The sequence below is a fragment of the Ulvibacterium marinum genome (assembly GCF_003626755.1).
In the GTDB taxonomy this organism is placed as follows: domain Bacteria; phylum Bacteroidota; class Bacteroidia; order Flavobacteriales; family Flavobacteriaceae; genus Ulvibacterium; species Ulvibacterium marinum.
The window spans coordinates 31,261-53,806 of record NZ_RBCJ01000001.1; the positions used below are offsets into that span (position 1 = coordinate 31,261).

The following is a 22,546-nucleotide window of genomic DNA, read 5'->3' on the forward strand; positions in this document are numbered from 1 at the left end:
CCGCTTAGTTTATTTTACGTTTTCGGAACCAAATGTCCTTGAGGCTTAGATTTATGTTTATGGTATTTAAACGTTCCTCCACCAAAATGCCCTCTGTGGAACCCCTACTGGAGCTGGAAAAACCGATATTCAACATGGATTGGGACCTAGCTCCCAAGGGAATACCCAAACCGGCTGTTATACTATAGGCATCAATAACATTTCCATTGATATTCAGATAACCGCTATCATAGTTGAACCCGGCCCTTATCCGAATCCGATCCAGATAATTAAAGGATCTGTCCGCCTTAAGGTATTCTACCCCAATCCCGTATATATATTGATTCACAAATTCCCCAATATTGTCTCTTTGATCGGTTGCATTCCATAATTTTAAGGTGTAGTCCAAATTGACGTGGATTTTAGGGATAGGCGAGAACAGTATACCAGTACCCACTTCCAAGGGAAGGTCAAAACCGTCAATATCCAAATCGGTTTCATTCTCAACGGGCGTGGGGATGAAGTCCAACGTTTTTTCTACCGATCTATCCCGAGTCCCGGAAAGTGTAGTTGGCAGGCTTAAATTCCATCCCAAGGTAAGGTTGGGAAAAACACTGTATTGTAATCCTAAGCCAAAACGGAAACCGTTATACTTGTTTTCTTCTGAAATGGTAAGTGTGCTTTCATTGACAAATCCACTTAGGGCAGTCACCGATTCCCGCTCCGAAATTGCCCCGAACAAATAGGAAATATACACCCCCGCACGGAGGTCATCGGTAAGACTACTACCATAGGAAAGTCGCAGATCGTTCAAGGAGCCCGTTCCGAAGACATTGCTTATGAACGAGTTGGAGGACCCTTCTACATTGCTATCGATACCAATTAGCGAGTATCCAACATCGGAATAGGGAACGACAGAAAGTCCAAAAGCCGATTTTGGCGTTATGCTGGAAGCGATGGCCAGATTGGAAAAATTACCCGCCACCCTAGTTTCCTCCGTACTCCGATTGGCCACTGTACTTATCTCAGTAAGAAATCCGAAATCGAACAAAAAGCTCTTCTCACCTAAGGTCCCCAATGCGGCCGGATTAAGATTGTTGATTAAGAAATTACTATTTAAGGCATAACCCCCACGTCCCAATGCGCTATTTTTTCCTATGCTGGAATTGGTAGATACGCCAAGGCCGAAAAAGGAATAAGGCGATCCGGTAAGGTTATTGGTCTGGGCAACGATACAAAATGGAAAAAGAATCAATGAAAACAGAACCTTATTCATCATAAATGGCATAAGTAATTTCCAAACGTGCCTCAAAATCGCGGTTGTCCTCCCCTTGCAAAATGATGCGGTCTACTGTTTGATTAAAATCCTTGGTAAATAATACAAGGGCATCCTCGGTAATGACCGTTTCATGTAGTTTTTGATCCACAAACACCCCAACGGGTACTTCATACACCACATCCGAAAATTCCTCGTTTGTCCCAGTTATCTTTCCAATAACAATGCCTTCGCCAGTTGTTATGACTTGCGTAATAACATTGTTCTGGTCCAGTACGTTTACGTTTAATGAATCCCGTAGATACGTTCTCTCATCATGACTGGCACGTAATGGCTTTATCCTTAGGAGCGCACTTAAGACCGTACCCGTACCCTCTATATCATAAATACTGCGGATACTGGGGAAATCTACTTTAGTAGCATACCCTGTTCCGGATTGTATATAGCTCAAATCATTGTTCTCTGAAGTGGGGAGTTCATCTTCTTGGTCTAAAAGGGTATTTAACGAAGAATCCATGGAAGTATTCCATATTTTGTTAAAGGCATTCGGGGCCTCAGGGAACGGATTGATTGCAAAATCCAAAAATCTTTCTTCATCTTCGAACTCCTCGGGAACCGAATAAAAAAACCTAAGATACGTCCTTTCGCTTTCCTTGCTAAAGCCAATCACAGAGGTATTATCGCTCTTTTCCGGAACAAGGGCAAACCCTTTGAAGTTGTCCCTTAGGTCTTCATTGTCATTGATATCATTTTGCTGTATGAGTTGAAACAGATTGTTGCCAAATTCAAAGGGCAAGGAAATGTGTAATGAGTCTTCATCAAAAGGTTCGGGGCGATATCTTCTGGAAACCAAGGGAATGGTGTCATATTCCAACGTACTGGTATTGAAAAAGGCATCGTCATCAGGTTCCACCTCTTCGCTTAATAGATGTACATTAATATGGGAGACTAAAGTAGTATCATTATAGAAATAGCGATCATATCCCAAAATTAAGGCCACACTGTCCAGCGTCGCATCGTTGGGAAGGGTGTATGGAGCAGTTGCGTTTTCCGTGGTGGCAGCGGATAATTCAAAATAGGAATTACACTCAATGGTGCCCAAATAGTCATCATTATACTTCCCTACCAAAAGTCGCTCACTCTCCGAGGTATTAATACTATCAAACTTAAAAGTAGATAACTTCACGGAAAAAGTATCCAATACCAGCACCCGTACATTGGAGGTGGTAAAGTCCTGTCCAACCTCAAGTGTCGGGATATCGGACGCATCTACGGAACAGGCTATGACACCTAACAAAACCATTAAAAAACAAAAAAACTTTCGCATCCTCCTTCGGTTATGAGGTGCAAATTAAAACGCCTCGGTGACGGGCACGAAGAATTTTATACGGAACAGGAAAATGTATCTACTGAAGGATATACTATATCTACAAAGCACCTCTACATCATTTATCGACAAAAAATAAAGGTTCATCTAGGGAACTTCCGGTTTTGTATATCTTTTTTTCAACGGCTGATGGTGCTATATACGTTTGGGGAAAAATAGAGGATTGAAATACGTCTTTCTAATTGGTATGATAATTACAGCTCATAGGAATCCCATATATTGTCAAGAATCCCAAGACTATTTTGAGGGAGTATTTGAATATGGACTTATTCCAAGCCTGGGAGATACGAATTTAGAAAAATACGTCTTTTCTCTCAACGCCATAAAAAATTTGAATTCCGGAAAGCTTGAGCTTGGCTTGGATTACCTGGCCCATACCTTCTCCTTTTACAATAGTAGTGCTATACTTGGTACGGATTCCTATGACAAAACTCATACGGTTCAACCAGAGATCGGATACCACCAAAACTTTGGTTCAAAATGGGCCATATCAGTTTCCGCGGCCCCTATGCTGTCCTCCAATTTTAAAAATGGGCTCAATAACGAGGATTTCATATTCAATTGGTCCGCTTTAGTATCGAAAAAATGGGGAAAAGGAGATTTCCCTGTTAGTCTTACTATGGGATTAGGCAGAGGGATAATTCTTGGAGAACCGGGGCTTTTTCCAATACTATCCTTTCAGGGAAAGATAACCCCAAAATGGAGATACATCTTGGGGTTCCCTTACAGTAAGGTCGCGTACAAAATCGATGAAAAACATTCCCTAAGCTCCAAAGCCATTGTGTCCGGAATCTATGTAAACAACTCCGAAACAGTTTCTGTCAACGGCCTTGACAATCTTGAACATACAAAGTTGACATATAACGGAATAAATCTAGGGTTAGAGTACAATTACCACATGTCATCCGGTTTTATTGTGGTCATCAGGACAGGTTTTACAATGGCCAATAATTTGAAAGTATTGGACTCAAACGATAATCCCTTGTTCGATTTTGAAATTAATTCTTCTCCCTATGTAGTAATGGGGCTTAAATATTCTTTAAACTTTACTAACAAATCGCGTAAATAAATGAATAGTTCAAAAATAATTCTGAAAACACTAGGAAAAATTAGTCTTCCTATTTTTATGGCGCTACTGTTTGTTTCATGTTCCAATGATGAGGAGGATGATAGTGTTGGCAATTGGGTGGACCGCTCCATTTTTGATGGAACCCCACGCAGTGGGGCCTTTGCCTTTACCATTGGCAATAAGGGATATATGGGTACGGGTTTTGACGGGGATGATAGATTGACCGATGTTTGGGTCTATGATATGGAGGGCAACTTTTGGAGTCAACTGGCCCCCTTCCCAGGTACTCCTAGAAGTTCTACCGTTGCCTTTACGGTAAATGGCAATGGGTACGTAGGCCTTGGTTATGATGGTGACAACGAACTAGGTGATTTTTTCCGATACAATGTGGCATCGAATACCTGGGACTCCCTTAATCCCTTTGAGGGATCGGCACGGCGTGGAGCTGTTGGATTCAATTCCCAAACTCATGGTTATGTTGGAACCGGTTTTGATGGTGACAATGATAAAAAGGATTTTTGGAAATACGACCCTTCCAACGATACATGGACTGAACTCGTCGGCTTTGGGGGAACCAAGCGAAGAGATGGGGCCATCTTTACCATAGGCAATAAAGTATATCTGGGAACGGGAGTATCCAATGGTCTAAACCAGGCAGACTTCTGGGTATTTGACCTTGATACAGAATCTTGGGACCCTTTATTGGATTTGGACGAGGACGATAATTATGGCATTATACGAAACAATGCAGTAGGCTTTAGTATTGGGGATAAGGGATACTTTGCAACGGGAGATCCAGGTTTTGGCGCTTCGGACGATATATGGGAATACGACCCCTCCACCGACCTTTGGGAAGAAAAAACGGAATACGAAGGCGTGTCACGGGAGGGAGCCATTGCATTTTACAACGGTACTACCGCATTTTTGGCCCTAGGTAGAAGTGGAACTTTGTACCTGGATGACAACCGTGAGTTCTTCCCCAACCAAGAGGAAGATGAGGATGATTAAAATGAGTTTTCTTAGTTTATTAATACTATATTTTTTGATGGCACCTATCCGGGTTTCTTAAAACAAAATGAAGTCCGGGTCGGTGTTTTAGTCGTTATGGGAAACAAAAAACACAGTATCGCTTTTTTAATCATTGGTATTGCAGCATTACTTATAGGCACGTTGTTGGATATTAGCAATCCACAAATCAAATCCGTTGAAACGGGATATGGACTAAAACTGGCCGAAAACCCGATGGACAAAAGCTGGTACTACGAAATATATGCAAATGGAAAGCTTCAGATACGACAGGAATATGTTCCGGGAATATCCGAGAAAGTCCGGTTCGCTTCCAAAACAGAGGCGGAACGCATTGGAACAATCGTCCTGAACCGATTGAAAAGTGGTCGGTTCCCTGCAATAACTAAACAAGATTTACAGGAAAATGAAATTTCTTATCAATAATGAGTATCTTTTTTCGGCAACTATTTGGAGATACTTTGAAAAAACACATTAGGATTAAAGAGTTTTGGATTCATATTATCGTTTGGGCTTGCTTGATATTGTTTCCTCTGAGCATATCATACATAGATCTTGGTGAAGTGCGTTTTGGTATGTTTTATAGAATACTATTGAACCCCATTTTAGTCTACATCAATTATCTCATATTGGTGCCTTACCTTCTCCTTAAAAAAGAGATTACACTTTATATTGTTGTTTCAATAACCGTATTGATTCTTTTTAATTTCCTTATCAAGTTCGTACCCTTTCCTCATGTCCCAATAGATAAATTTACGGATCTGATACAGAGCACGGAGATGCAACCTCCGAAAAAACCACCCCATTTCATAAAGGACATGCGCCCATTGAAAAGACTGCCCTCTTTCATGACCGCCATTATCTCCCTGACCTTTTTTCTATTGGGAGGTGTACTGGGGCTTACCAAGGATTTCTATAAAAGAGACCGTAAAAGCAGGGAGGTCGAGGTGCAACGAAAGGAAACCGAACTACAATTTTTAAGGGCCCAATTAAACCCCCATTTTTTGTTCAATTCATTGAATAGCGTTTATTCCTTGGTACGAAACAAATCCATAGAAGCTCCCGAGGCCATCATCATGTTATCGGAGTTAATGCGCTATATGCTCTATGAGGCAAAACAGGAATTGGTCCCCCTTTCCAAGGAAATAGACTATATCAAAAACTTTGTATCGCTCCAACTGTTACGGTTATCCCATAGTGAAAACGTAAAAATCAAAATTTCAGGGGATTATCAGGATAAGAAAATTCCACCTCTATTATTAATTCCATTCGTAGAGAACGCATTTAAATACGGCACTGATTTCAAGGGAAGGACAGACGTCTCGATCAAGATGGAATTGATCGAAGAAAGTTTATTTTTTATTGTGAAAAACAAAATCGGGGTCTATAGAAAAGACGAAAGCAATTCCGGTATCGGACTGGAAAATATAAAAGGTAGGTTGCATCTGCTTTATCCCGACCAGCATGTCTTGAAGATTGATAAAACGGATGGTTTTTACACCGTTCAATTGGAACTAAATTTATAAAAATGAACTGTATCATAATTGACGATGAGCCTTTGGCATTGGGTATTGTTAAATCCTATTGCGAAGAATTGGGCGGTATAGAGGTTTTGGGAACCTTTACCAATCCGTTGGAGAGTATGACACTTTTTCAGGAAGGAAATGTGGATTTGGTATTTCTGGATATTGAAATGCCCCAAATAACCGGAATAGAGTTTGTAAAGACCCTGGACAAACGACCCTTTTTCATTTTTACCACGGCCTATCCCCAATATGCCATAGAAGGTTTTGAACTCAATGCCGTGGATTATTTGGTAAAGCCTATACCGTTTCCAAGATTTGTAAAGTCCATAAACCGTGTTAAGGAGCTTAAAATGCTCAAAACTAGCATGAGCACTGAGGAGGGAAACCTTTCATCGGCCACTGGAGGGCAGCCCCCAGATAACCAATTCATTTTTGTAAAATCGGATTACGGCAATGTTAAAATAAAGTTGGAGGATATCAAGTACATACAGGGGCTGAAGGATTATCTAAAGATCCATACTTCTGAAAGAAAACCCATACTTACCCTAATGAATTTCAGGGATATAGAAATAAAACTCGCCAATACCGATTTTGTACGTGTACATCGATCGTTTTTGGTAAACGTCAATAATATTGACTCCATCCAACGCAGTAAAATAGTAATGGACGATATCAGGATCCCGATCGGGGAAAGTTATAAGGACGAGTTTATGAAGAGATTGGGTCTATAGCTGATGGCCGTATGGCAAAGGCGTTTACGAAATCAGATGTTCGGGATCTGCCGAGAAAGCTGGAATTAAAAAACAAGTTTAGGATAGGGATGTAACGATTAAGGGATAATTCGTTAAGTTTTAGTAATCCCAAATCACTTTTTGATTTAGATTGATTAGCCACTCCTATAGACGATTTTTCATTCCTCCAAAAGTCCCAGCAACTCCTTTTGGAAGTTTTTGGATGCGGTATGCAATTCGGATTTTCGAAGGTAATTTTTCCCTTCATACGCATAATCCGTGAATCCCCTGAATAAAGTGTCCATGATGCCCGATTCTACGAGCAGCTTTATCTGTTCTTTTATTGTTGGTTCCATTTCGTTCATTTAATTCATTTAAAGTTTTTGGATGCCCCTTTATAGCAGCGTCCCTTTTATAAAGATTATCTTACCCAAACAACCTGTTCGCCAACCTGTCCACAAGGGGCTTTAAAAAGCCTCCGACCACTAAACATGCCAACAACCATAACGCCGTATAGAAGGGGCCATAGTCGATCATATAGATAGTGATGTGGTATACCGGTACTATAAGTGCCACATAACAGATCAACTTGAAAAGTATTTTGAATATGTTTCCCATATCTCCTTTTGACAGGTACATTCATGTTAGGTAACTTTTTCTTGCTTTCTAAATGTGTAAAGGCAACCTTTTAATACTCGCAACATCTAATAAGTGATGAAAAAAGTATGTCTTATCGGATGTCTTACGGTCTTTCTGGTAATGATCGGCTCCTGTGATAACGACCCTGCCCCGGTCGTTACCACCGATCCTGCCGAACTGATGGGTACATGGGTTCGCACGTTTCCGAATAGGGTCGGGGGAGCAACTTCGGACAGCCCAGTTATCGAAAGGGGCGAAACGCATATTATCATTACCTTCAAGGATAATGGCGAATTCGTCTATAACCGTACGACACTGGGAATATATGCGGGGACCAGTCCTAAGGACACCTCGTCCATAAGGATCGAATCGGGGAACTATCTAGCCGATGACGGGAATATCGATGTTGTCCTTGACAGACTTATCTGGTGGGATTCCTTTTATATGGACATGGAGGGTTTCGAGGAGGCCCCTGTTATACCAAATAGGTTGAAATACGTTACCTTCAAGATCATTGACGGGGAACTGAACTTGGTCTATTTTATTTCTACGGACGCTATATCGGAAGATCAGGTAATCCCGGGATTGAACAAATTTGATTATAACTATACCAGAAGGTAAGCACAATATTAAATAACGATTATTTGAATTCGTTCATGTCAAATCCCAGGCAGGCACTTAGATTCTCATCCCAATACTTCGCAAAGCCTTGATCATCCAAGTTGTATTTATATAGGTTTTCACATCTTTCTGAAAGATTGTAATGTGGATAGAGGAGCAAGGCAATGTCTTTTCTAACTTCAAAGAAATTTTCAAGAATGATATCAAGTCCGTATTCAATACTAAAAAAAACGCCACCATAGCAGAACTCCAAAAATCATAAAACCCCGTAAACATTTTGCTTACAGGGTTTTCTATGTACCTCGGGTGGGAATCGAACCCACACGGTATTGCTACCACTGGATTTTGAATCCAGCGCGTCTACCAATTCCGCCACCGAGGCATTTTTTAGGTAGTATTTCTCAATTTTCGGAGTTTTTCCTTACCAACTCCGGATTTCCAATATTTTTCTCTATTCCTAGTTTCCAACCTGTCCTTACATCGTTCGGAATAAATCAATCAAAGGGTGCATAGAACTTTGTGGACCTTTCCCTGCCATTGTTGTGCCTATACAATCTTTTATCAATATCCGCGGTCATGCCGACATAAATATAGTTGTGACCCAAGCTTGAAATTGCATAGACCCAAATCATTATTCAAAATTTCAATTCCAGCGCGCCTGCCTGTCGGCAGACAGGTCTACCAATTCCGCCACCGAGGCATTTAAATGAAATACGGGGCGTCTACCTCCCGGTAATTATCGGGACCTCCACCGAGGCAAACGGACTGCAAAGCTAAAAAATAGTTGCTACTTTCAAAGTAAAAATATCAACAATTATCCTTTACCAACCCGAATAAATTTCTAAATTTGCACCTCCTTTGTAGAAAGGGTATTTAAGAAACTAGAGCACAAGACATTAACCATGCCTTACCAAGTACCTGAACCCAAAATTTTTGCCTGTACACAGAGTACTGAACTTGCTAAAAAAATAGCAAAATCCTATGGTACGGATTTGGGCAATGTGCACTTCTCCAGATATAGCGATGGGGAGTTTCAACCTTCTTTTGAGGAGTCCGTTCGAGGAGCACGTATATTCATCATTGGATCCACCAATCCAAGCTCGGAGAACTTAATGGAAATGTTATTGATGTTGGATGCCGCCAAACGTGCATCCGCTAGACATATAACTGCGGTAATGCCCTATTTTGGATGGGCCAGGCAGGATAGAAAGGATAAACCAAGGGTTCCCATAGCAGCCAAACTGGTGGCCAAGATGTTGGAAGCCGCAGGAGCCACAAGGATTATAACCATGGACCTGCATGCCGATCAAATACAAGGGTTTTTCGAAAAACCTGTGGATCATTTGTTCGCATCTACCTTGTTTTTGCCCTATCTGAGGAAATTGGGTCTAGAGAACCTCACCATTGCCTCACCGGACATGGGGGGATCCAAACGGGCCTACGCCTACTCCAAGGCATTGACCAGCGATGTGGTCATCTGTTATAAACAGCGTGCCAAAGCCAATGTTATATCGCATATGGAGCTTATTGGCGACGTTAAAGGAAAAAATGTTGTTCTTGTGGATGACTTGGTCGATACCGCAGGAACATTGACAAAAGCAGCAGATTTGATGATGGAGCGAGGTGCAGTTAGCGTACGTGCCATAACCACCCATGGTCTGCTATCCGGGGATGCGTTCGATAAAATTGAAAAATCAAAACTGAGGGAATTGATCATCACCGATTCTATCCCTATAAGTAAAGAAAGTGGAAAAGTAAAAGTATTAAGTTGTGCCGAGCTGTTTGCGGATGTTATGCACAGGGTGCATCATAACACATCCATAGCATCCAAGTTTTTAATGTAAAAATGTCTTCTGTCCATCTTACCGAGGGCGGAAATAAATCAAACAAGAGGAACTATTAATTTTTAATTCAAATAATGAAGTCAATTACAATTAAAGGATCAGAAAGAGAAAGCGTGGGCAAAAAGGCAACAAAGGCCCTACGTAATGCTGGAAAGGTTCCTTGCGTAGTGTACGGAGGGGAAAAACCATTGCATTTTTCAGCAGATGAACTAGCGTTCAGAAATTTGGTTTACACGCCCAATGCACACACTGTTGTGGTTGAGTTGAACAATGGGGAAAAGGTAGATGCCGTAATGCAGGATATTCAGTTTCATCCTGTAACGGATAGAATTCTACATATTGATTTTTATCAATTGTTCGCCGACAAGGAGGTTACAATGGATATCCCGGTCCGTCTACAAGGAAATTCCCCAGGGGTGCGAAATGGTGGCCGTCTATTGTTCAGAAAACGAAAACTGGCCATTAGGGCCCTACCTGATAAACTTCCGGATTTCTTTGATGTTGATATTTCAAAATTGAAGATTGGTCAAAATATTTCCGTAGAAAGTTTATTGAATGACGATTTTTCAATTCTTCATCCGGATACCACTGTAGTGGTTCAGGTTAAAACTGCCCGTGCTGCCGTCGAGGTCGATGATGAAGAGGAAGAAGAAGGAGTTGAAGGTGAAGAAGGGGCTACAGCAGAAGGCGCTGCTTCCGAAGCACCTGCAGAGACTGCTGCTGAAGGCGCAGAATAGTTTTATAAAGCATCTTTTGAGAAGCATCCCGATGCTCCCGATAGTATCGGGATGGGATGCTTTTGTATTTTTGCGAAAATCCTTTTAAAATTATGTTCCGATTCCTAGTATCCTTGTTCAATTGGAGCTCACCCTTACTTCAGGAAAAAATACCCATGAAAAAGTTTTTGATCGTTGGCCTTGGAAATATCGGAGCAGAATACGAAGAGACACGCCATAATGTTGGTTTTAAAATATTGGATGCCTTTTCACAAAAAGAAGGGTTTCCCTTTGAGATCGAAAAACTCGGCGAAGTCGGAACCTTAAAAATTAAAGGCAGAAGTATCCTTTGTTTAAAACCCTCTACCTACATGAATCGAAGTGGCAAAGCCCTGAGGTACTGGATGGAAAAGGAAAAAATACCTCTGGAAAATGTATTGGTGGTAACGGACGATATTAACCTACCATTCGGGGTCCTTCGGCTCAAGGCCAAGGGAAGTGACGGCGGGCATAATGGATTAAAAGACATACAACAAATTTTGCAGACCACTACATACAATAGGCTCCGTTTTGGGGTTGGCTCGGATTTTGGTAAAGGAAGACAGGTAGACTATGTTCTAGGCGAATGGAATTTGGAAGAAAAAGAGAAACTAAAGGAACGTTTGGAAAAATCCTCCGAGCTAATTCGCTCTTTTATATTATCCGGGGTCAAGAATACCATGAATACCTTCAACGGTACTTGAATAGCATCAAAAAACCTTAAAGTCAAAAATCCCGGAGTCAGAGCTATTCCCGGCCTCATCCTTGGTTACGACTTGCCAGTAGTAGATACCATTTGACGAAACACTTACCGTTACCTCCATATCTCCGGCGGCCGGGGAGGCAATCAACGTCTCTGGCGGTGTTTCCGTAGAAAAATACACTTCGTAACTGGAGATATCGTTATCCACATCGGCCCCTACCCAACTTAAGGTAACTTCATTATTGACATCCTTAAATACATTGGCGGCCATTTGTGGTTCAACAATTTCTGCCGGAAAGGGAGCGTAGTTGGTTTGGGAACCTGCATTATAAAAACGCCATTCTTCACTTATCGCTGTATTGGGGGAACCAGAATTTTTAGAAACGACTACCCATGAATAGGGAACACCCTTGGCAATAGTGACACTGGCGGAAGGAGTTTCCACAAAGGCCGTCTGAGTGGTTCCCGTATTTAAGTTGGTAACCCGAAGTTCATAGGATTCTGTATGATCGGACGGTTGCCATAGAAACTCCACACGACTTGTTGTTTCGCTTAGGCTTTGTCCTGTTGTACACTCCGAATTCCTTTCCGGAAAGACTAAAGATGCCTGCTCAGGTGATTTAGGTGAATCCTTTTTACCACACCCTATAAAAAGAAAAATCATTGCTATTGGCACCAATAATCTCATCGTTTTACAATTTTGGACGCTCCTGTTATCCCTTCACCTCTATAGCGCATTAAGTACGTTCCGGAAGGTAGAGTGGATAAGTCCAATACCAATTCCGTTCCATTGACCTGATATTTCCCATTATGGACCAATCGTCCATTTAATGCATACACCTTAATCGTTAGTTCTCTAGGCGTTTCGCCTATAAAGATAGTAATGAAATCCCCAAAAGGATTTGGATAAACTATAGGACCATCCGAAACAAAAATCCGTTCTTCATAAATTCCTTGACAAGTTTTGTTGGTAGATACCTTTAGGGTATTGATTCCATTCTTTAAGTCCAAAGCAATCGCGGATTCATCAGTCCGTATACCTTCCCCGTTTAGCTCTATATTGTACATGTCACTTCCATCCATTTCCAAAATGGCCTGTTTGCCGTCCGCCGAAATCTTGGATGAGACGCTCAAAGGATCCGGTTCCGATATGACAACTTCAAAACAGTGCTCCAAATAATCGATTGTGCCGTCCGAGCCTCCTATACATACCTCATAAACCCCAGGTGCAAGACCGCCAAATGTATAAGAATTCGTAAATACATCCGACTCATTCGTTCCGTTCCCGATAATCGTTATGGTATAATCCAAGGGAAGATTGGCCGAAACCTGTAGACTCCCGTCAGCGCTATTTCGACAGGCAGTGCTTTGAATCGCAATAGAAAAATTGGTGCTAGGGAACCTATACACAGGACAACCTGAGGAGTCTACCTCCACTCCAGCGGGAGTTCCCGGACAAAGGTCATCTTGATCAAAAATTCCATCATTGTCCTCATCCGGACCAAACTCCCCTTCAATACAGACCTCCAAGGAAAAAGCTTTTAAAGTACCTCCGTCGGATGGTGCATTATCGGATATGGTCAGCGTCCACTCTCCCAATATGGATTCACCGTTAAAGGAGCTTAGGGATCCCAAGGGCTTTACAGTTCCCCCTATAGCAGGGTTTCCGCCACAAACAAAACTGGTTGCACTGTCATCAAAAATGGCATCGATATTATTGAGTTCTCCACAAGAACTGGAAACAAGAACAACGGTAGTACCGGAAGGTGAGGTTAAACTAACTACCAAATCCGCCAAGAAAGTGTGGTCCAAATCCAGTCTTACATTGATATCGGCCAAAGCTAAGTCTTCAAAGAAAGCTATTTTGGAGACTATGGTAGGAGTACCTGTTGAAGATATGGCCAGGGGCAAGCCACTGCCAGTCTCGTTCTTACAATTAAATTGAATGGTGGTAAAACTAAAAGGGCTACCAAAGATACCTTCACCGCACGGATTTTTGGGTTTCACCCTCCAGAAATAGGTAGTTTCATTATCCAAATTAGAAGGTAGATATGAATTGGAAAGTACTGTTGCACTTTCTACGATATTCGAAAAAGCAACATCGGTAGCAACCTCTATGTCATAGGAGGCATACAAGGGATTTTCTTCCCATTCCAACGGAATTCCAGTGGAAGTATCCGTTGACCCATCCGCAGGTGAAACCAGTGCGACTTCCGAAAAGGAAGTGTTATAAACGTTCAATTCCAAAGTTATTTCAGTAGATTGGCTTATGGAGGTAGCCAGAACAGGTATGGTATAACTTCCGGTGACCACACCTGCGGTATTCGAAAAAATAATATCTACCGAGGTGCCATCGGCAATAGCCGTTTCAGGTGAAAATGAGATATCCAATCCGGCTGGTGGGGTAGGGACACTGAAGGTGCTTTCCTCATTGAACCCTAAAAAGGTTTCGTAGTTGAATGTAACGATCAAATCATCCGATTGACATACCTCATACTCCAAATTGGAAAAATTAAGAACAACCTCAGAAGCTTGTATTGTAAAATCCGTAGAATTTACGGCAAAAAAGATATTATTATTGGCTTTTACCATAATCCTGGCCTGCGTTGTGGCATCACCAGGAATCACTACATTGTGGCTCCCATCATTGACTACATTTTCTGCCAAGGGCATAGGAAAAGTAAGTCCTCCATCAATGGACAACAATATATCAACAGTTTGTGCATTGACTACTGCGTTGTCCGTATCGGCAACGTCCCATGTTATCTCCTGTACAGATCCCGCGGCATAAATCTCATTGTTAGCCTGTGAGGTTACCATAAATGGCCCTGCACTATTGGTAACGACAACGTTTACCAAATCGGAAACCACTTGTCCCCCACCTATTGCATTATCCCTAACCGTGAGTGCAAAATTCATTTCCCTTTCCACATCCGAAACCGTTTCCCAGGCCGAACCTTCCGGAGGGTTCGTTTGAGTAAGATTCCCTTCCAATACCCTGGATAATCGTGGAAAATAACGAGTTGAATCTAATGAAGGTTTTAAGGACCTGAAATTTGCACCGCCTGGATTTGTTGGGCCAAAAGTCGCCCTATTTACCACGCCATCGTCTACTTGTTCCCAAGTATATGTTAGCACATCCCCAACATCGGAATCAGAAGCACTCCCTGTAAGGGCAAAGGCGGTGGATTTGGGTATTGTAAAATTTCCAATAGGGGCTATCACCGGTGGATTATTGGTAAGGGGGTCGGTTTCCGCACAACTTACAGATTCCAAATAATCCGCTATTTGTACTATACTATAATAATGAAAATAGTCATCCCCATTTGGGGCAACATCATTGTTTAAGGTAATACCGGCATAACCCATAATAGTCGTGCCACTTGCAGGCTCGGCCTGTACCTGTGTTCCTTCGGATTCAAAGGACCAGGTATGGTTGGCGCCAAACTGATGTCCCATTTCATGGGCCACAAAATCAAGATCAAAAATGTCTCCCTCCGGCTCCGGGGATGCCGCAAAGGCACTACCTTTTCTGTTATCGATGCAAACCGAGCCTACGAAGCCTGCATTTCCTCCTGCTACATCGTCGTGGAACAAATGCCCTATGTCATAATTCTCTGCACCTATAATATCGTTAAGTGTAGTTTGTACCTGAAAATTCAAATTTCCGTCATATGGATCGGTATCGGCATCCGGAAATATCACTTGATCGTTATTGGCCACCAACTCTAAGGTTATGGCCAGATCTGTTTCAAAAACTTCGTTTACCCGGGTAACGGTAGCATTGATCGCAGCCAACGCATCCGCAACCGTACCTCCGTGATGGTCCGTATACTCACCGGTGGCGGATACCGCCAATCTAAACTTGCGCAACACCTGTCCGGTAACGGGTCTCATGGCCCTACCTATATTTTTTTGAACTGTGGGAAGAGTGCTACAAACAAAATCCATATCCCGAGAGGCATTGCCCTCTCTTTTGTAGACCACGTATTTTCCTTCACCTGTTTTTTGCATGAAGGTATTTCCTTTACCATCGGCATGTACGATCATGCTTTGGATACCTTTGTGGGAGACGCTAAACCGTATTTTTTCCTGCCCATCAAGACTATGCCCCACATACGATTTAATAAAAGGGTATTTTGCTGCCAGTTCCGGAGATAACGTTTGTGCATCGGAAACTCGGAAGGGAATCGACTTTCCACTTTCATTGGGAAAATTGACTATTTTGGTCCGCTTTCCTGATTTTGGAAAACTTTGCAGTTCGGCCTTAAAGTCTTTCTCCTCAAAAGAAAAGAAAGTCCCTTTTTTTATTTGAAAGCGTTGATATACTTTCCCAATGGCAACATTCCCAGAAGTTTCCTTTTGCCAATATTTTTGTTGACCTGAAACGTAAAAGGAAAGAAATAATATGGTAATTGAAAAAACAAGGCGTAATTTTGTAGCCATTAAGGGGTTTTTAGCTCAAAATCAAATATAAGTCTTTTTATTTTTCCGATAACGTGGTTATAGCCCAAAGCATCTCCAAATACGACAAAAAGCACCCTACCGTAATTACGATCGGCACCTTTGATGGTGTACATATCGGACATCGGAAAATACTGGATCGAGTTATCAAGAATGCTAAAAAATCGAATCTAAAATCCACGGTCCTTACTTTCTTTCCACATCCTAGGATGATCCTTCAAAAAGACTCGAACATTAAGTTACTGAACACCATTGGCGAAAAGACAAAAATACTGGAGGAATTGGGATTGGAACAACTTATCATCCATCCTTTTACCAAGGAATTTTCCCGCTTGTCAGCAACAGAGTTTGTAAGGGATATATTGGTAAACAGCCTAAAGACCAAAAAAATAATAATCGGATACGATCATAGGTTTGGCAGAAATAGGAATGCCAATATCAATGACCTGATCGCTTTTGGAAGTACCCTGGACTTTGAGGTAGAGGAAATCCCAGCGCAGGAAATAGATGATGTATCCGTAAGCTCTACCAAGATAAGAAAGGCTCTGGAGGAAGGGGATATCCGTACGGCAAATAACTATTTGGGATACCCATATATGTTAACAGGCATCATAGCTCGGGGAAAAGGTCTTGGCAAGCAACTTGACTTTCCTACCGCCAATCTACAAATACAGGAGTCCTATAAGTTAGTTCCTAAGAACGGTGTTTACGTTGTTCAAGGTAAAATAAAAGGTGAAACGGTCCCCGGGATGATGAATATAGGTTTCAATCCTACTGTTTCGGGCACTAGCAAAAGCATTGAAATCCATTTTTTTAATTTTGATGGAGACCTTTATGATCAAACTTTGCAAGTTGATATTTTGGAACGGCTTCGGGACGAACATAAATTTGATTCGGTGGAAGACTTAAAAAAACAGCTTCAAAAGGACAAGGAAACTTCACTTTCGTTAATTTCCAAGTGATGTTGAATCGATTTTTATTTGCAAGAATTGATAACTCTCCACTGATTATTTTTCGAATTTTTTTTGGATTTCTTATTGCGGCAGAGTGCTATGGAGCGTTGATGACAGGTTGGGTAAGACGGAATCTGGTAGACCCCGAATTTACCTTTAATTTCATTGGATTTGATTTCCTTCAGGTGCTTCAAGGCACTCCCATGTACGCTTATTTTTTTATAATGGGCACTTTAGGCATCTGCGTGGCCCTCGGTTACAAATATCGTTTTAGTATGATTGCCTTTACCATTTTGTGGACAGGGGCCTATCTTATGCAAAAAACATCGTACAACAACCATTATTACTTGTTGATATTGATTTCTTCCTTTATGTGTCTAGTCCCGGCCAATCGCAGTCATGCAATTGATGTACGGCAAAATCCTTCGCTTAAAACGGACCGTATGTTCGGTTGGGTAAAATGGGCGGTTGTCCTTCAATTGTTCATTGTATATACCTATGCTTCCATCGCTAAATGGTACGGCGATTGGACAGACTTTGGCATCATAAAAATCTTAATGCAGGACAAAGCCGACTACTACATCATCGGTGGTTTGTTGCAGGAACGTTGGGCACACAGTATTATTGGCGTTGTAGGAATTCTATTCGATTTGTTGATTGTACCTGCACTACTTTGGAAACCTACCAGAAAAGCAGCTTTCTTTTTCTCCATCTTCTTTCATCTGTTCAATTCCATTGTTTTTCAAATCGGGATTTTTCCTTTCCTATCGCTGGCCTTCTCCGTATTCTTTTTTGAGCCAGAGACCATTAGACGCATCTTTTTTAAAAAGAAAACACCCTACGTATCCAACAAAATTGAAATCCCCTCGTACAAAAATCTCCTATTACTTTTAGGTGGCATCTATTTTTTGGTTCAGGTTTTATTGCCCTTGCGCCATCATATCATTAAGGACAATGTCCTATGGACAGAGGAGGGGCATCGCCTTAGCTGGCGTATGATGCTCCGGAGCAGGGCAGGCACTATACAGTTTAAGGTTATAAATCGTGAAACCGGTACGTCAGAATTCGTAAAATTGAACGATTACCTTTCAAAAAAACAAAAGAGGAGACTAGCGGCCTACCCGGATTTCATTTGGCAATTTGCCCAACACCTCAAAAAGGAATTCGCGGAAAAAGGAGAAGATGTCTCGGTCCATGCTATCAATTCCAAGGTAAGTATCAATGGAAGACCTTATAGGGCCTTTATAAACCCTGAGACCGATTTGGCCAGTGTTCCATGGGAACCGTTACGGCATCATGAATGGATTTTTCCTTCCAGCCTAGAAGATTGATCTTCCCTAAAATTTTTGGGCCCTTTGACATAACTGCAACGGCATACCCCATGGATCACGAAGCATAATCAAATGGCTACCATCTTCCTTTTGGACCTCTTCCACAAAAGATGCACCCTTGCTTTCCAACCGGAAACGATCTTCATTGGCATTTTCCGAAACAAAGGCCACGTGAAAAGTTAATGGGTGTTGTTGGGAAAAATCCGGTATGGTTTCATCGGGCCGGTGGTATAATTCCATCATTACCCTTCTGGACGAATCCGCCAAAAAAGTCATAAAAGGTGGTTCCTCTTGTTCGCTTACCACTTGTAGTCCCAGATGCTCCACGTACCACGTTACGACTTCATCAATTCTGTTAACGTTAAGTGCAAAATGCTCAAAAATCATAGTAAAATATGTTTCATGATATCTGCCTTAAATGTATATGTTTTTAAGCAGAAGATAGTTTAAATTTGCAGCTTAAATAAAATTCGATGTTACAGCTACAAGCAATTCGAGATAGGAAAGAGGAAATTATCCGTGCCTTGACCAAAAGAAATATCGATGCCACTTCCCTAGTGGAAAACGTACTCCGTTTGGATGAAAAACGTCGTGCCCTTCAAACCCGTTTGGATGCCACCCTGGCTGAGAGCAATGCACTTTCCAAGGAAATAGGCATGCTGTTCAAGACAGGAAAAGCGCAGGAAGCGAATCTACTCAAGGAAAAAACTGGGCAATTAAAGGAAGATTCCAAGAAATTGGGGGAAGATTTAAACATAACTGCCGACGAGCTTCAAAACGTATTGTACCAGATACCCAACGTTCCCAACGATTCCGTTCCGGTAGGAAATACCGAAGAGGATAATGAAGAGGTCTTCAATGAGGGAGATATTCCAACATTACAAACCGATGCACTCCCTCACTGGGAGCTCGCCAAAAAATATGACTTAATCGATTTTGAGTTGGGTGTTAAGGTTACAGGAGCCGGTTTTCCCGTCTACAAAGGTAAGGGGGCTCGACTGCAACGGGCACTGATTTCCTATTTTCTGGACAGGAATACCGAAGCGGGCTATACCGAAATACAGGTTCCACATCTTGTAAATGAAGCATCGGGCTATGGCACGGGACAATTACCGGACAAGGAAGGTCAAATGTACCACATCGGGGCAGATGATCTCTATCTTATCCCCACCGCAGAGGTACCTGTTACCAACTTGTTGAGAGGCGAGATTTTGTCCCAAAAGGATTTTCCTATCCAATATACTGCATATACTCCTTGTTTTAGAAGGGAGGCAGGTAGCTATGGGGCCCATGTTCGTGGGTTGAACAGGCTGCATCAGTTTGATAAGGTGGAAATTGTTCGGGTAGAACATCCGGACAACTCCTATGAGGCTCTGGATGGAATGGTAGCACATGTAAAACAAATCCTGAGGGAATTGAAGCTACCCTATCGTATTCTAAGGCTATGTGGAGGTGATTTAGGTTTTACCTCGGCCCTTACCTATGATTTTGAAGTGTTTTCCACAGCACAGGACCGCTGGCTGGAAATTAGTTCGGTTTCCAATTTTGAGACCTATCAGGCCAATAGACTTAAATTGCGCTACAAGGACGAAAATGGAAAAAGCCAATTGGCACATACCTTAAATGGAAGTTCTTTGGCACTCCCAAGAGTCTTGGCCGGCATTTTGGAAAATTACCAGACCCCAAGCGGCATCCAAATTCCTGATATTTTGGTGCCTTATTGCGGCTTCGATATTATAAATTAAGGATAAATGCCCAGACCGGATTTTTCCGAAATAGCCTCTGGCAAGGAATTCAATAGATGGTACTGGCTCAAGGAAGAGTTGGTGGAAATCTGCAAACAAGCACAGATACCCTACACTGGAAGAAAATTTGAACTTCGGGACCGCATTATTTTTATGCTAGACCATCCGGGCCAGCCATTACCGCCTATTAAAAAGGAAAAGGCTTCTTCAAACTTCAACTGGTCCAAGGCAAAACTAGATTTGGACACAAAAATTACGGAATCCATTTCCTTCGGGCCAAATTTCAGGAATTTTATGAAATCCGAAATTGGCCCCAAATTTTCCTGTCATGGCGACTTCATGGATTGGGTAAAATCCAGTCCAGGAAAAACTTTGGAAGAGGCCATTCTCATGTGGCATGCGCTTGAGGATAGAAAAAAGAACCCTAATTTTAAACGGACAATTGCCAAGAACAACATGCTGGCCCAATATGTCCGTGATTTTCTAAAAGACAATACGGACAAAACATTAAAGGACGCGCTATACTTTTGGAAACTTAAAAAACAGCGACCCACCGAGACCGGATACATTATTTATGAAAAGACGGACGTGGAACTTTCCTAGTGCCGTTCGTCCATATTATGTTTTCCTTGACAGTTTATTATCCCTGGCTAGTGTAAATTTGTTAAATTTCCAATATGAGGGTCATATACTTATTTATAATTTTCGGTATTTCCATCAGCGTAAAGGCCCAGGAGGACTTTTTGGCCAAGCAATATTTTAACGATGGGGATTTTGAAAAAGCGGTAATTTTTTATGAAAAGTTAGTGGATAGACACCCACGCCGAACGGACTATGCGGAAGGCCTGGTAGCCTGCTATCAACAATTGGAACGTTACACCGATGTAGAAAAATTTCTTTCCCCTCAAATTCAAGCAGGAAATGCCTACCCTACCCTACTTATTGAGCTTGGCTACAACTATACCATTCAAAACCGCAATGAAGAAGCCGTAAAGTATTATGGGAAAGCGCTTAAAAAAATCGAGGAGAATCCAAATTTTGGATATGGCATCGGCTTCCGCTTTCAAAAATATGCTTTGTTGGACTATGCCCTGGAAGCTTATACCAAGGCTATGGGGCTTAATCCAAAATTGGATTATAATTATCAAATGGCCCGAATTTACGGAGAGCAAGGCGACATTGAAAAGATGTACAGCTCCTACCTGAAACTCATAAGTGAAGGCAAGACTTCAAAATCTAACGTGCTTCGTAGTATCGATGATTTCATTACATCGGATGCCGAGAACGAAAACAATATCAAACTCAAAAAAATCCTATTGCAGAATGCACAAAAAAACCCAGATCTGCTCTGGAACGACTTGTTGAGTTGGCTTTTTGTCCAACAAAAACAGTATAGAAATGCATTCCGCCAAGAAAAGGCAATTTATAAGAGAATGGAGGGGGGCTCCTTACAGCGACTTGAAAATTTAGGGAATATGGCCCTAAGGGATGATGAGCCAGAAACCGCAAAGGAAATCTTTGAATATATCGTAGCAAATACGGAGGACGAAGTTACCGGACTAAATGCAAAATTGAATTTAATCGACATCCAACTACTGGATGCCAATAAAAAGACTTTGGGCCAGGTCCAAAAGGAATATGATGAGCTTGTGGCCCTACATGGCTACAAAAGCCAGACATTGCAATTGCAGATTGCCTATGCCAATTTTTTAACCTTTAAAAAAGATACTCCAGAACCCGCTATTACCATTCTCAAGAACAGCTTGGAGCTACCTTTAAATTCAAGGGGCACTGCATATATAAAATTAGCTTTAGGCGATATCCTGGTCTATCATAAAAAATTTAACGAGGCATTGATCTATTTTACCCAGGTGCAAAAAAGCCTTAAAAACGATGTATTGGGCCAGGACGCCCGCTATAAAGTGGCACAGACTAGTTTTTACAAGGGCGATTTTGATTGGGCATTGACCCAATTAAAAGTACTACGCGGCTCCACTTCACAACTCATTGCCAATGACGCCATGCAATTGAGCCTCTTAATATCGGATAATAGTTTGGAAGATTCCACCCAGACCGCTCTGAAGAAATATGCACGAGCCGATTTGTTGGGTTACCAGAACAAGACCAAAGAGGCCATTGCGGAACTCAACGGAATTCTTGAAAACCACAAAGGAGAGAAGATAGAGGACGAGGCCCTGTTGAAACAGGCCCAACTTCTGGAGACCCTTAAGGATTATGAGGCCGCAGAGTTCAATTACAGAAAAATCACTGAATTCTATCAGAACGATATCCTTGCGGACGATGCCCATTTTGCCTTGGGTGAGCTTTATAGAAATCATTTGGGCCAACCGGAAAAGGCAAAAGTACATTACGAAAAAATCATATATAACTATCAGGACAGTTATTACTTCCCTCAGGCACGGAAACATTTTAGAAGGCTTCGGGGGGATTCCATTAACTAAAGTTCAAACGCAATACGAACTTGAACTTGATACTT

Annotated in this window: 22 protein-coding genes and 1 tRNA gene; 14 read left to right on the forward strand and 9 right to left on the reverse strand. The window is 41.8% G+C overall.

Annotated features, from left to right (window positions below; genetic code table 11):
- Nucleotides 1–4 precede the first annotated feature (4 nt).
- Together D7Z94_RS00125 and D7Z94_RS00130 are read right to left on the reverse strand one after the other, a co-directional pair.
- Entirely contained in the window at nt 5–1,258 is a 1,254-nt protein-coding gene (locus D7Z94_RS00125; RefSeq protein WP_147415799.1) for a hypothetical protein, read from the reverse strand.
- Nucleotides 1,248–2,582 carry a DUF4270 family protein gene (locus D7Z94_RS00130; protein WP_120709496.1) on the reverse strand — a complete coding sequence of 445 codons (1,335 nt, stop codon included), beginning with the start codon at nt 2,580–2,582 and terminating at the stop codon, nt 1,248–1,250. The genes D7Z94_RS00125 and D7Z94_RS00130 overlap by 11 nt, the downstream gene beginning before the upstream one ends.
- A 247-nt stretch (nt 2,583–2,829) precedes the next feature.
- On the opposite strand from D7Z94_RS00130, the gene D7Z94_RS00140 reads away from it, so the two are divergent.
- The 5 genes from D7Z94_RS00140 (at nt 2,830) to D7Z94_RS00160 (ending at nt 6,994) form a co-directional block, all read left to right on the forward strand.
- Nucleotides 2,830–3,711: a DUF6268 family outer membrane beta-barrel protein gene (locus D7Z94_RS00140; RefSeq protein WP_147415800.1), complete on the forward strand. Its 882-nt coding sequence runs from the start codon at nt 2,830–2,832 to the stop codon at nt 3,709–3,711.
- Nucleotides 3,712–4,719: a Kelch repeat-containing protein gene (locus D7Z94_RS00145; RefSeq protein ID WP_120709499.1), complete on the forward strand. Its 1,008-nt coding sequence runs from the start codon at nt 3,712–3,714 to the stop codon at nt 4,717–4,719.
- A 96-nt stretch (nt 4,720–4,815) separates the two neighbouring features.
- Complete coding sequence (locus D7Z94_RS00150; protein WP_120709500.1) at nt 4,816–5,163, forward strand: DUF4907 domain-containing protein; 348 nt, start codon at nt 4,816–4,818, stop codon at nt 5,161–5,163.
- A 149-nt stretch (nt 5,164–5,312) separates the two neighbouring features.
- Nucleotides 5,313–6,263 carry a sensor histidine kinase gene (locus D7Z94_RS00155; protein WP_158594561.1) on the forward strand — a complete coding sequence of 317 codons (951 nt, stop codon included), beginning with the start codon at nt 5,313–5,315 and terminating at the stop codon, nt 6,261–6,263.
- A gap of 2 nt (nt 6,264–6,265) precedes the next feature.
- Nucleotides 6,266–6,994, forward strand: coding sequence for a LytR/AlgR family response regulator transcription factor (locus tag D7Z94_RS00160; protein WP_120709502.1), 729 nt, complete (start codon nt 6,266–6,268; stop codon nt 6,992–6,994).
- Between the two features lie 179 nt (nt 6,995–7,173).
- On the opposite strand, the gene D7Z94_RS00165 is transcribed toward D7Z94_RS00160, so the two are convergent.
- Complete coding sequence (locus tag D7Z94_RS00165; RefSeq protein WP_120709503.1) at nt 7,174–7,359, reverse strand: hypothetical protein; 186 nt, start codon at nt 7,357–7,359, stop codon at nt 7,174–7,176.
- A 61-nt stretch (nt 7,360–7,420) separates the two neighbouring features.
- Nucleotides 7,421–7,612, reverse strand: coding sequence for a hypothetical protein (locus D7Z94_RS00170; RefSeq protein ID WP_147415801.1), 192 nt, complete (start codon nt 7,610–7,612; stop codon nt 7,421–7,423).
- A 96-nt stretch (nt 7,613–7,708) separates the two neighbouring features.
- On the opposite strand from D7Z94_RS00170, the gene D7Z94_RS00175 reads away from it, so the two are divergent.
- A complete protein-coding gene (locus D7Z94_RS00175) occupies nt 7,709–8,254 on the forward strand; it encodes a hypothetical protein (protein WP_120709505.1) in 546 nt (181 codons plus the stop codon).
- A 298-nt stretch (nt 8,255–8,552) separates the two neighbouring features.
- Here D7Z94_RS00175 and D7Z94_RS00185 read toward each other — a convergent pair.
- Together D7Z94_RS00185 and D7Z94_RS26150 are read right to left on the reverse strand one after the other, a co-directional pair.
- Nucleotides 8,553–8,636: transfer RNA gene (locus D7Z94_RS00185), tRNA-Leu, on the reverse strand.
- 112 nt (nt 8,637–8,748) lie between these two features.
- Complete coding sequence (locus D7Z94_RS26150; protein WP_394347386.1) at nt 8,749–8,886, reverse strand: GIY-YIG nuclease family protein; 138 nt, start codon at nt 8,884–8,886, stop codon at nt 8,749–8,751.
- A gap of 270 nt (nt 8,887–9,156) precedes the next feature.
- Between D7Z94_RS26150 and D7Z94_RS00195 the strand changes: the two genes are divergently transcribed.
- The 3 genes from D7Z94_RS00195 (at nt 9,157) to pth (ending at nt 11,557) form a co-directional block, all read left to right on the forward strand.
- Nucleotides 9,157–10,098 (forward strand): ribose-phosphate pyrophosphokinase, encoded by a 942-nt coding sequence (locus D7Z94_RS00195; RefSeq protein ID WP_120709507.1) that lies wholly within the window; start codon nt 9,157–9,159, stop codon nt 10,096–10,098.
- A gap of 74 nt (nt 10,099–10,172) precedes the next feature.
- The gene (locus D7Z94_RS00200; protein ID WP_120709508.1) at nt 10,173–10,835 is read left to right on the forward strand and encodes a 50S ribosomal protein L25/general stress protein Ctc; all 663 of its coding nucleotides are present in this window, start codon (nt 10,173–10,175) and stop codon (nt 10,833–10,835) included.
- 92 nt (nt 10,836–10,927) lie between these two features.
- On the forward strand, nt 10,928–11,557 hold the full coding sequence (gene pth, locus D7Z94_RS00205; RefSeq protein WP_120709509.1) for an aminoacyl-tRNA hydrolase: 630 nt from the start codon (nt 10,928–10,930) through the stop codon (nt 11,555–11,557).
- Nucleotides 11,558–11,563: 6 nt separating this feature from the next.
- On the opposite strand, the gene D7Z94_RS00210 is transcribed toward pth, so the two are convergent.
- Together D7Z94_RS00210 and D7Z94_RS00215 are read right to left on the reverse strand one after the other, a co-directional pair.
- Nucleotides 11,564–12,244 carry a hypothetical protein gene (locus D7Z94_RS00210; RefSeq protein ID WP_120709510.1) on the reverse strand — a complete coding sequence of 227 codons (681 nt, stop codon included), beginning with the start codon at nt 12,242–12,244 and terminating at the stop codon, nt 11,564–11,566.
- Nucleotides 12,241–16,002, reverse strand: a complete 3,762-nt coding sequence (locus D7Z94_RS00215; RefSeq protein ID WP_120709511.1) for a zinc-dependent metalloprotease — start codon at nt 16,000–16,002, stop codon at nt 12,241–12,243. Before D7Z94_RS00215 ends, D7Z94_RS00210 begins: the two co-directional genes overlap by 4 nt.
- Nucleotides 16,003–16,055: 53 nt before the next feature.
- Between D7Z94_RS00215 and D7Z94_RS00220 the strand changes: the two genes are divergently transcribed.
- Both D7Z94_RS00220 and D7Z94_RS00225 read left to right on the forward strand, forming a co-directional pair.
- Nucleotides 16,056–16,982: a bifunctional riboflavin kinase/FAD synthetase gene (locus D7Z94_RS00220; protein WP_120709512.1), complete on the forward strand. Its 927-nt coding sequence runs from the start codon at nt 16,056–16,058 to the stop codon at nt 16,980–16,982.
- Nucleotides 16,982–18,304 carry an HTTM domain-containing protein gene (locus D7Z94_RS00225; RefSeq protein WP_120709513.1) on the forward strand — a complete coding sequence of 441 codons (1,323 nt, stop codon included), beginning with the start codon at nt 16,982–16,984 and terminating at the stop codon, nt 18,302–18,304. Before D7Z94_RS00220 ends, D7Z94_RS00225 begins: the two co-directional genes overlap by 1 nt.
- Nucleotides 18,305–18,310: 6 nt before the next feature.
- Here the strand turns inward: D7Z94_RS00225 and D7Z94_RS00230 are convergent, their stop codons facing one another.
- Nucleotides 18,311–18,691, reverse strand: a complete 381-nt coding sequence (locus D7Z94_RS00230) for a VOC family protein (protein ID WP_120709514.1) — start codon at nt 18,689–18,691, stop codon at nt 18,311–18,313.
- Nucleotides 18,692–18,777: 86 nt separating this feature from the next.
- Between D7Z94_RS00230 and serS the strand changes: the two genes are divergently transcribed.
- The 3 genes from serS to D7Z94_RS00245 all read left to right on the forward strand — a co-directional run bounded on the left by serS (nt 18,778) and on the right by D7Z94_RS00245 (nt 22,511).
- Entirely contained in the window at nt 18,778–20,049 is a 1,272-nt protein-coding gene (gene serS / locus D7Z94_RS00235) for a serine--tRNA ligase (RefSeq protein WP_120709515.1), read from the forward strand.
- Between the two features lie 6 nt (nt 20,050–20,055).
- Nucleotides 20,056–20,652: a DUF6434 domain-containing protein gene (locus D7Z94_RS00240; RefSeq protein ID WP_120709516.1), complete on the forward strand. Its 597-nt coding sequence runs from the start codon at nt 20,056–20,058 to the stop codon at nt 20,650–20,652.
- A gap of 74 nt (nt 20,653–20,726) precedes the next feature.
- The gene (locus tag D7Z94_RS00245) at nt 20,727–22,511 is read left to right on the forward strand and encodes a tetratricopeptide repeat protein (RefSeq protein WP_120709517.1); all 1,785 of its coding nucleotides are present in this window, start codon (nt 20,727–20,729) and stop codon (nt 22,509–22,511) included.
- The last annotated feature ends 35 nt before the right edge of the window (nt 22,512–22,546 follow it).

Bases quoted from the DNA above. Each gene is read 5' to 3' on its own strand.
- D7Z94_RS00160 (WP_120709502.1), top strand. From the start codon at position 6,266: ATGAACTGTATCATAATTGACGATGAGCCTTTGGCATTGGGTATTGTT.
- D7Z94_RS00175 (WP_120709505.1), top strand. From the start codon at position 7,709: ATGAAAAAAGTATGTCTTATCGGATGTCTTACGGTCTTTCTGGTAATG.
- D7Z94_RS00140 (WP_147415800.1), top strand. From the start codon at position 2,830: ATGATAATTACAGCTCATAGGAATCCCATATATTGTCAAGAATCCCAA.
- D7Z94_RS00230 (WP_120709514.1), bottom strand. From the start codon at position 18,691: ATGATTTTTGAGCATTTTGCACTTAACGTTAACAGAATTGATGAAGTC.
- pth (WP_120709509.1), top strand. From the start codon at position 10,928: ATGTTCCGATTCCTAGTATCCTTGTTCAATTGGAGCTCACCCTTACTT.
- D7Z94_RS00200 (WP_120709508.1), top strand. From the start codon at position 10,173: ATGAAGTCAATTACAATTAAAGGATCAGAAAGAGAAAGCGTGGGCAAA.
- D7Z94_RS00210 (WP_120709510.1), bottom strand. From the start codon at position 12,244: ATGAGATTATTGGTGCCAATAGCAATGATTTTTCTTTTTATAGGGTGT.
- D7Z94_RS00145 (WP_120709499.1), top strand. From the start codon at position 3,712: ATGAATAGTTCAAAAATAATTCTGAAAACACTAGGAAAAATTAGTCTT.
- D7Z94_RS00245 (WP_120709517.1), top strand. From the start codon at position 20,727: ATGAGGGTCATATACTTATTTATAATTTTCGGTATTTCCATCAGCGTA.
- D7Z94_RS00170 (WP_147415801.1), bottom strand. From the start codon at position 7,612: ATGGGAAACATATTCAAAATACTTTTCAAGTTGATCTGTTATGTGGCA.
- D7Z94_RS00150 (WP_120709500.1), top strand. From the start codon at position 4,816: ATGGGAAACAAAAAACACAGTATCGCTTTTTTAATCATTGGTATTGCA.
- D7Z94_RS00130 (WP_120709496.1), bottom strand. From the start codon at position 2,582: ATGCGAAAGTTTTTTTGTTTTTTAATGGTTTTGTTAGGTGTCATAGCC.
- serS (WP_120709515.1), top strand. From the start codon at position 18,778: ATGTTACAGCTACAAGCAATTCGAGATAGGAAAGAGGAAATTATCCGT.
- D7Z94_RS00195 (WP_120709507.1), top strand. From the start codon at position 9,157: ATGCCTTACCAAGTACCTGAACCCAAAATTTTTGCCTGTACACAGAGT.
- D7Z94_RS00125 (WP_147415799.1), bottom strand. From the start codon at position 1,258: ATGATGAATAAGGTTCTGTTTTCATTGATTCTTTTTCCATTTTGTATC.
- D7Z94_RS00215 (WP_120709511.1), bottom strand. From the start codon at position 16,002: ATGGCTACAAAATTACGCCTTGTTTTTTCAATTACCATATTATTTCTT.
- D7Z94_RS00240 (WP_120709516.1), top strand. From the start codon at position 20,056: ATGCCCAGACCGGATTTTTCCGAAATAGCCTCTGGCAAGGAATTCAAT.
- D7Z94_RS00155 (WP_158594561.1), top strand. From the start codon at position 5,313: ATGTTTTATAGAATACTATTGAACCCCATTTTAGTCTACATCAATTAT.
- D7Z94_RS00165 (WP_120709503.1), bottom strand. From the start codon at position 7,359: ATGAACGAAATGGAACCAACAATAAAAGAACAGATAAAGCTGCTCGTA.
- D7Z94_RS00225 (WP_120709513.1), top strand. From the start codon at position 16,982: ATGTTGAATCGATTTTTATTTGCAAGAATTGATAACTCTCCACTGATT.
- D7Z94_RS26150 (WP_394347386.1), bottom strand. From the start codon at position 8,886: ATGATTTGGGTCTATGCAATTTCAAGCTTGGGTCACAACTATATTTAT.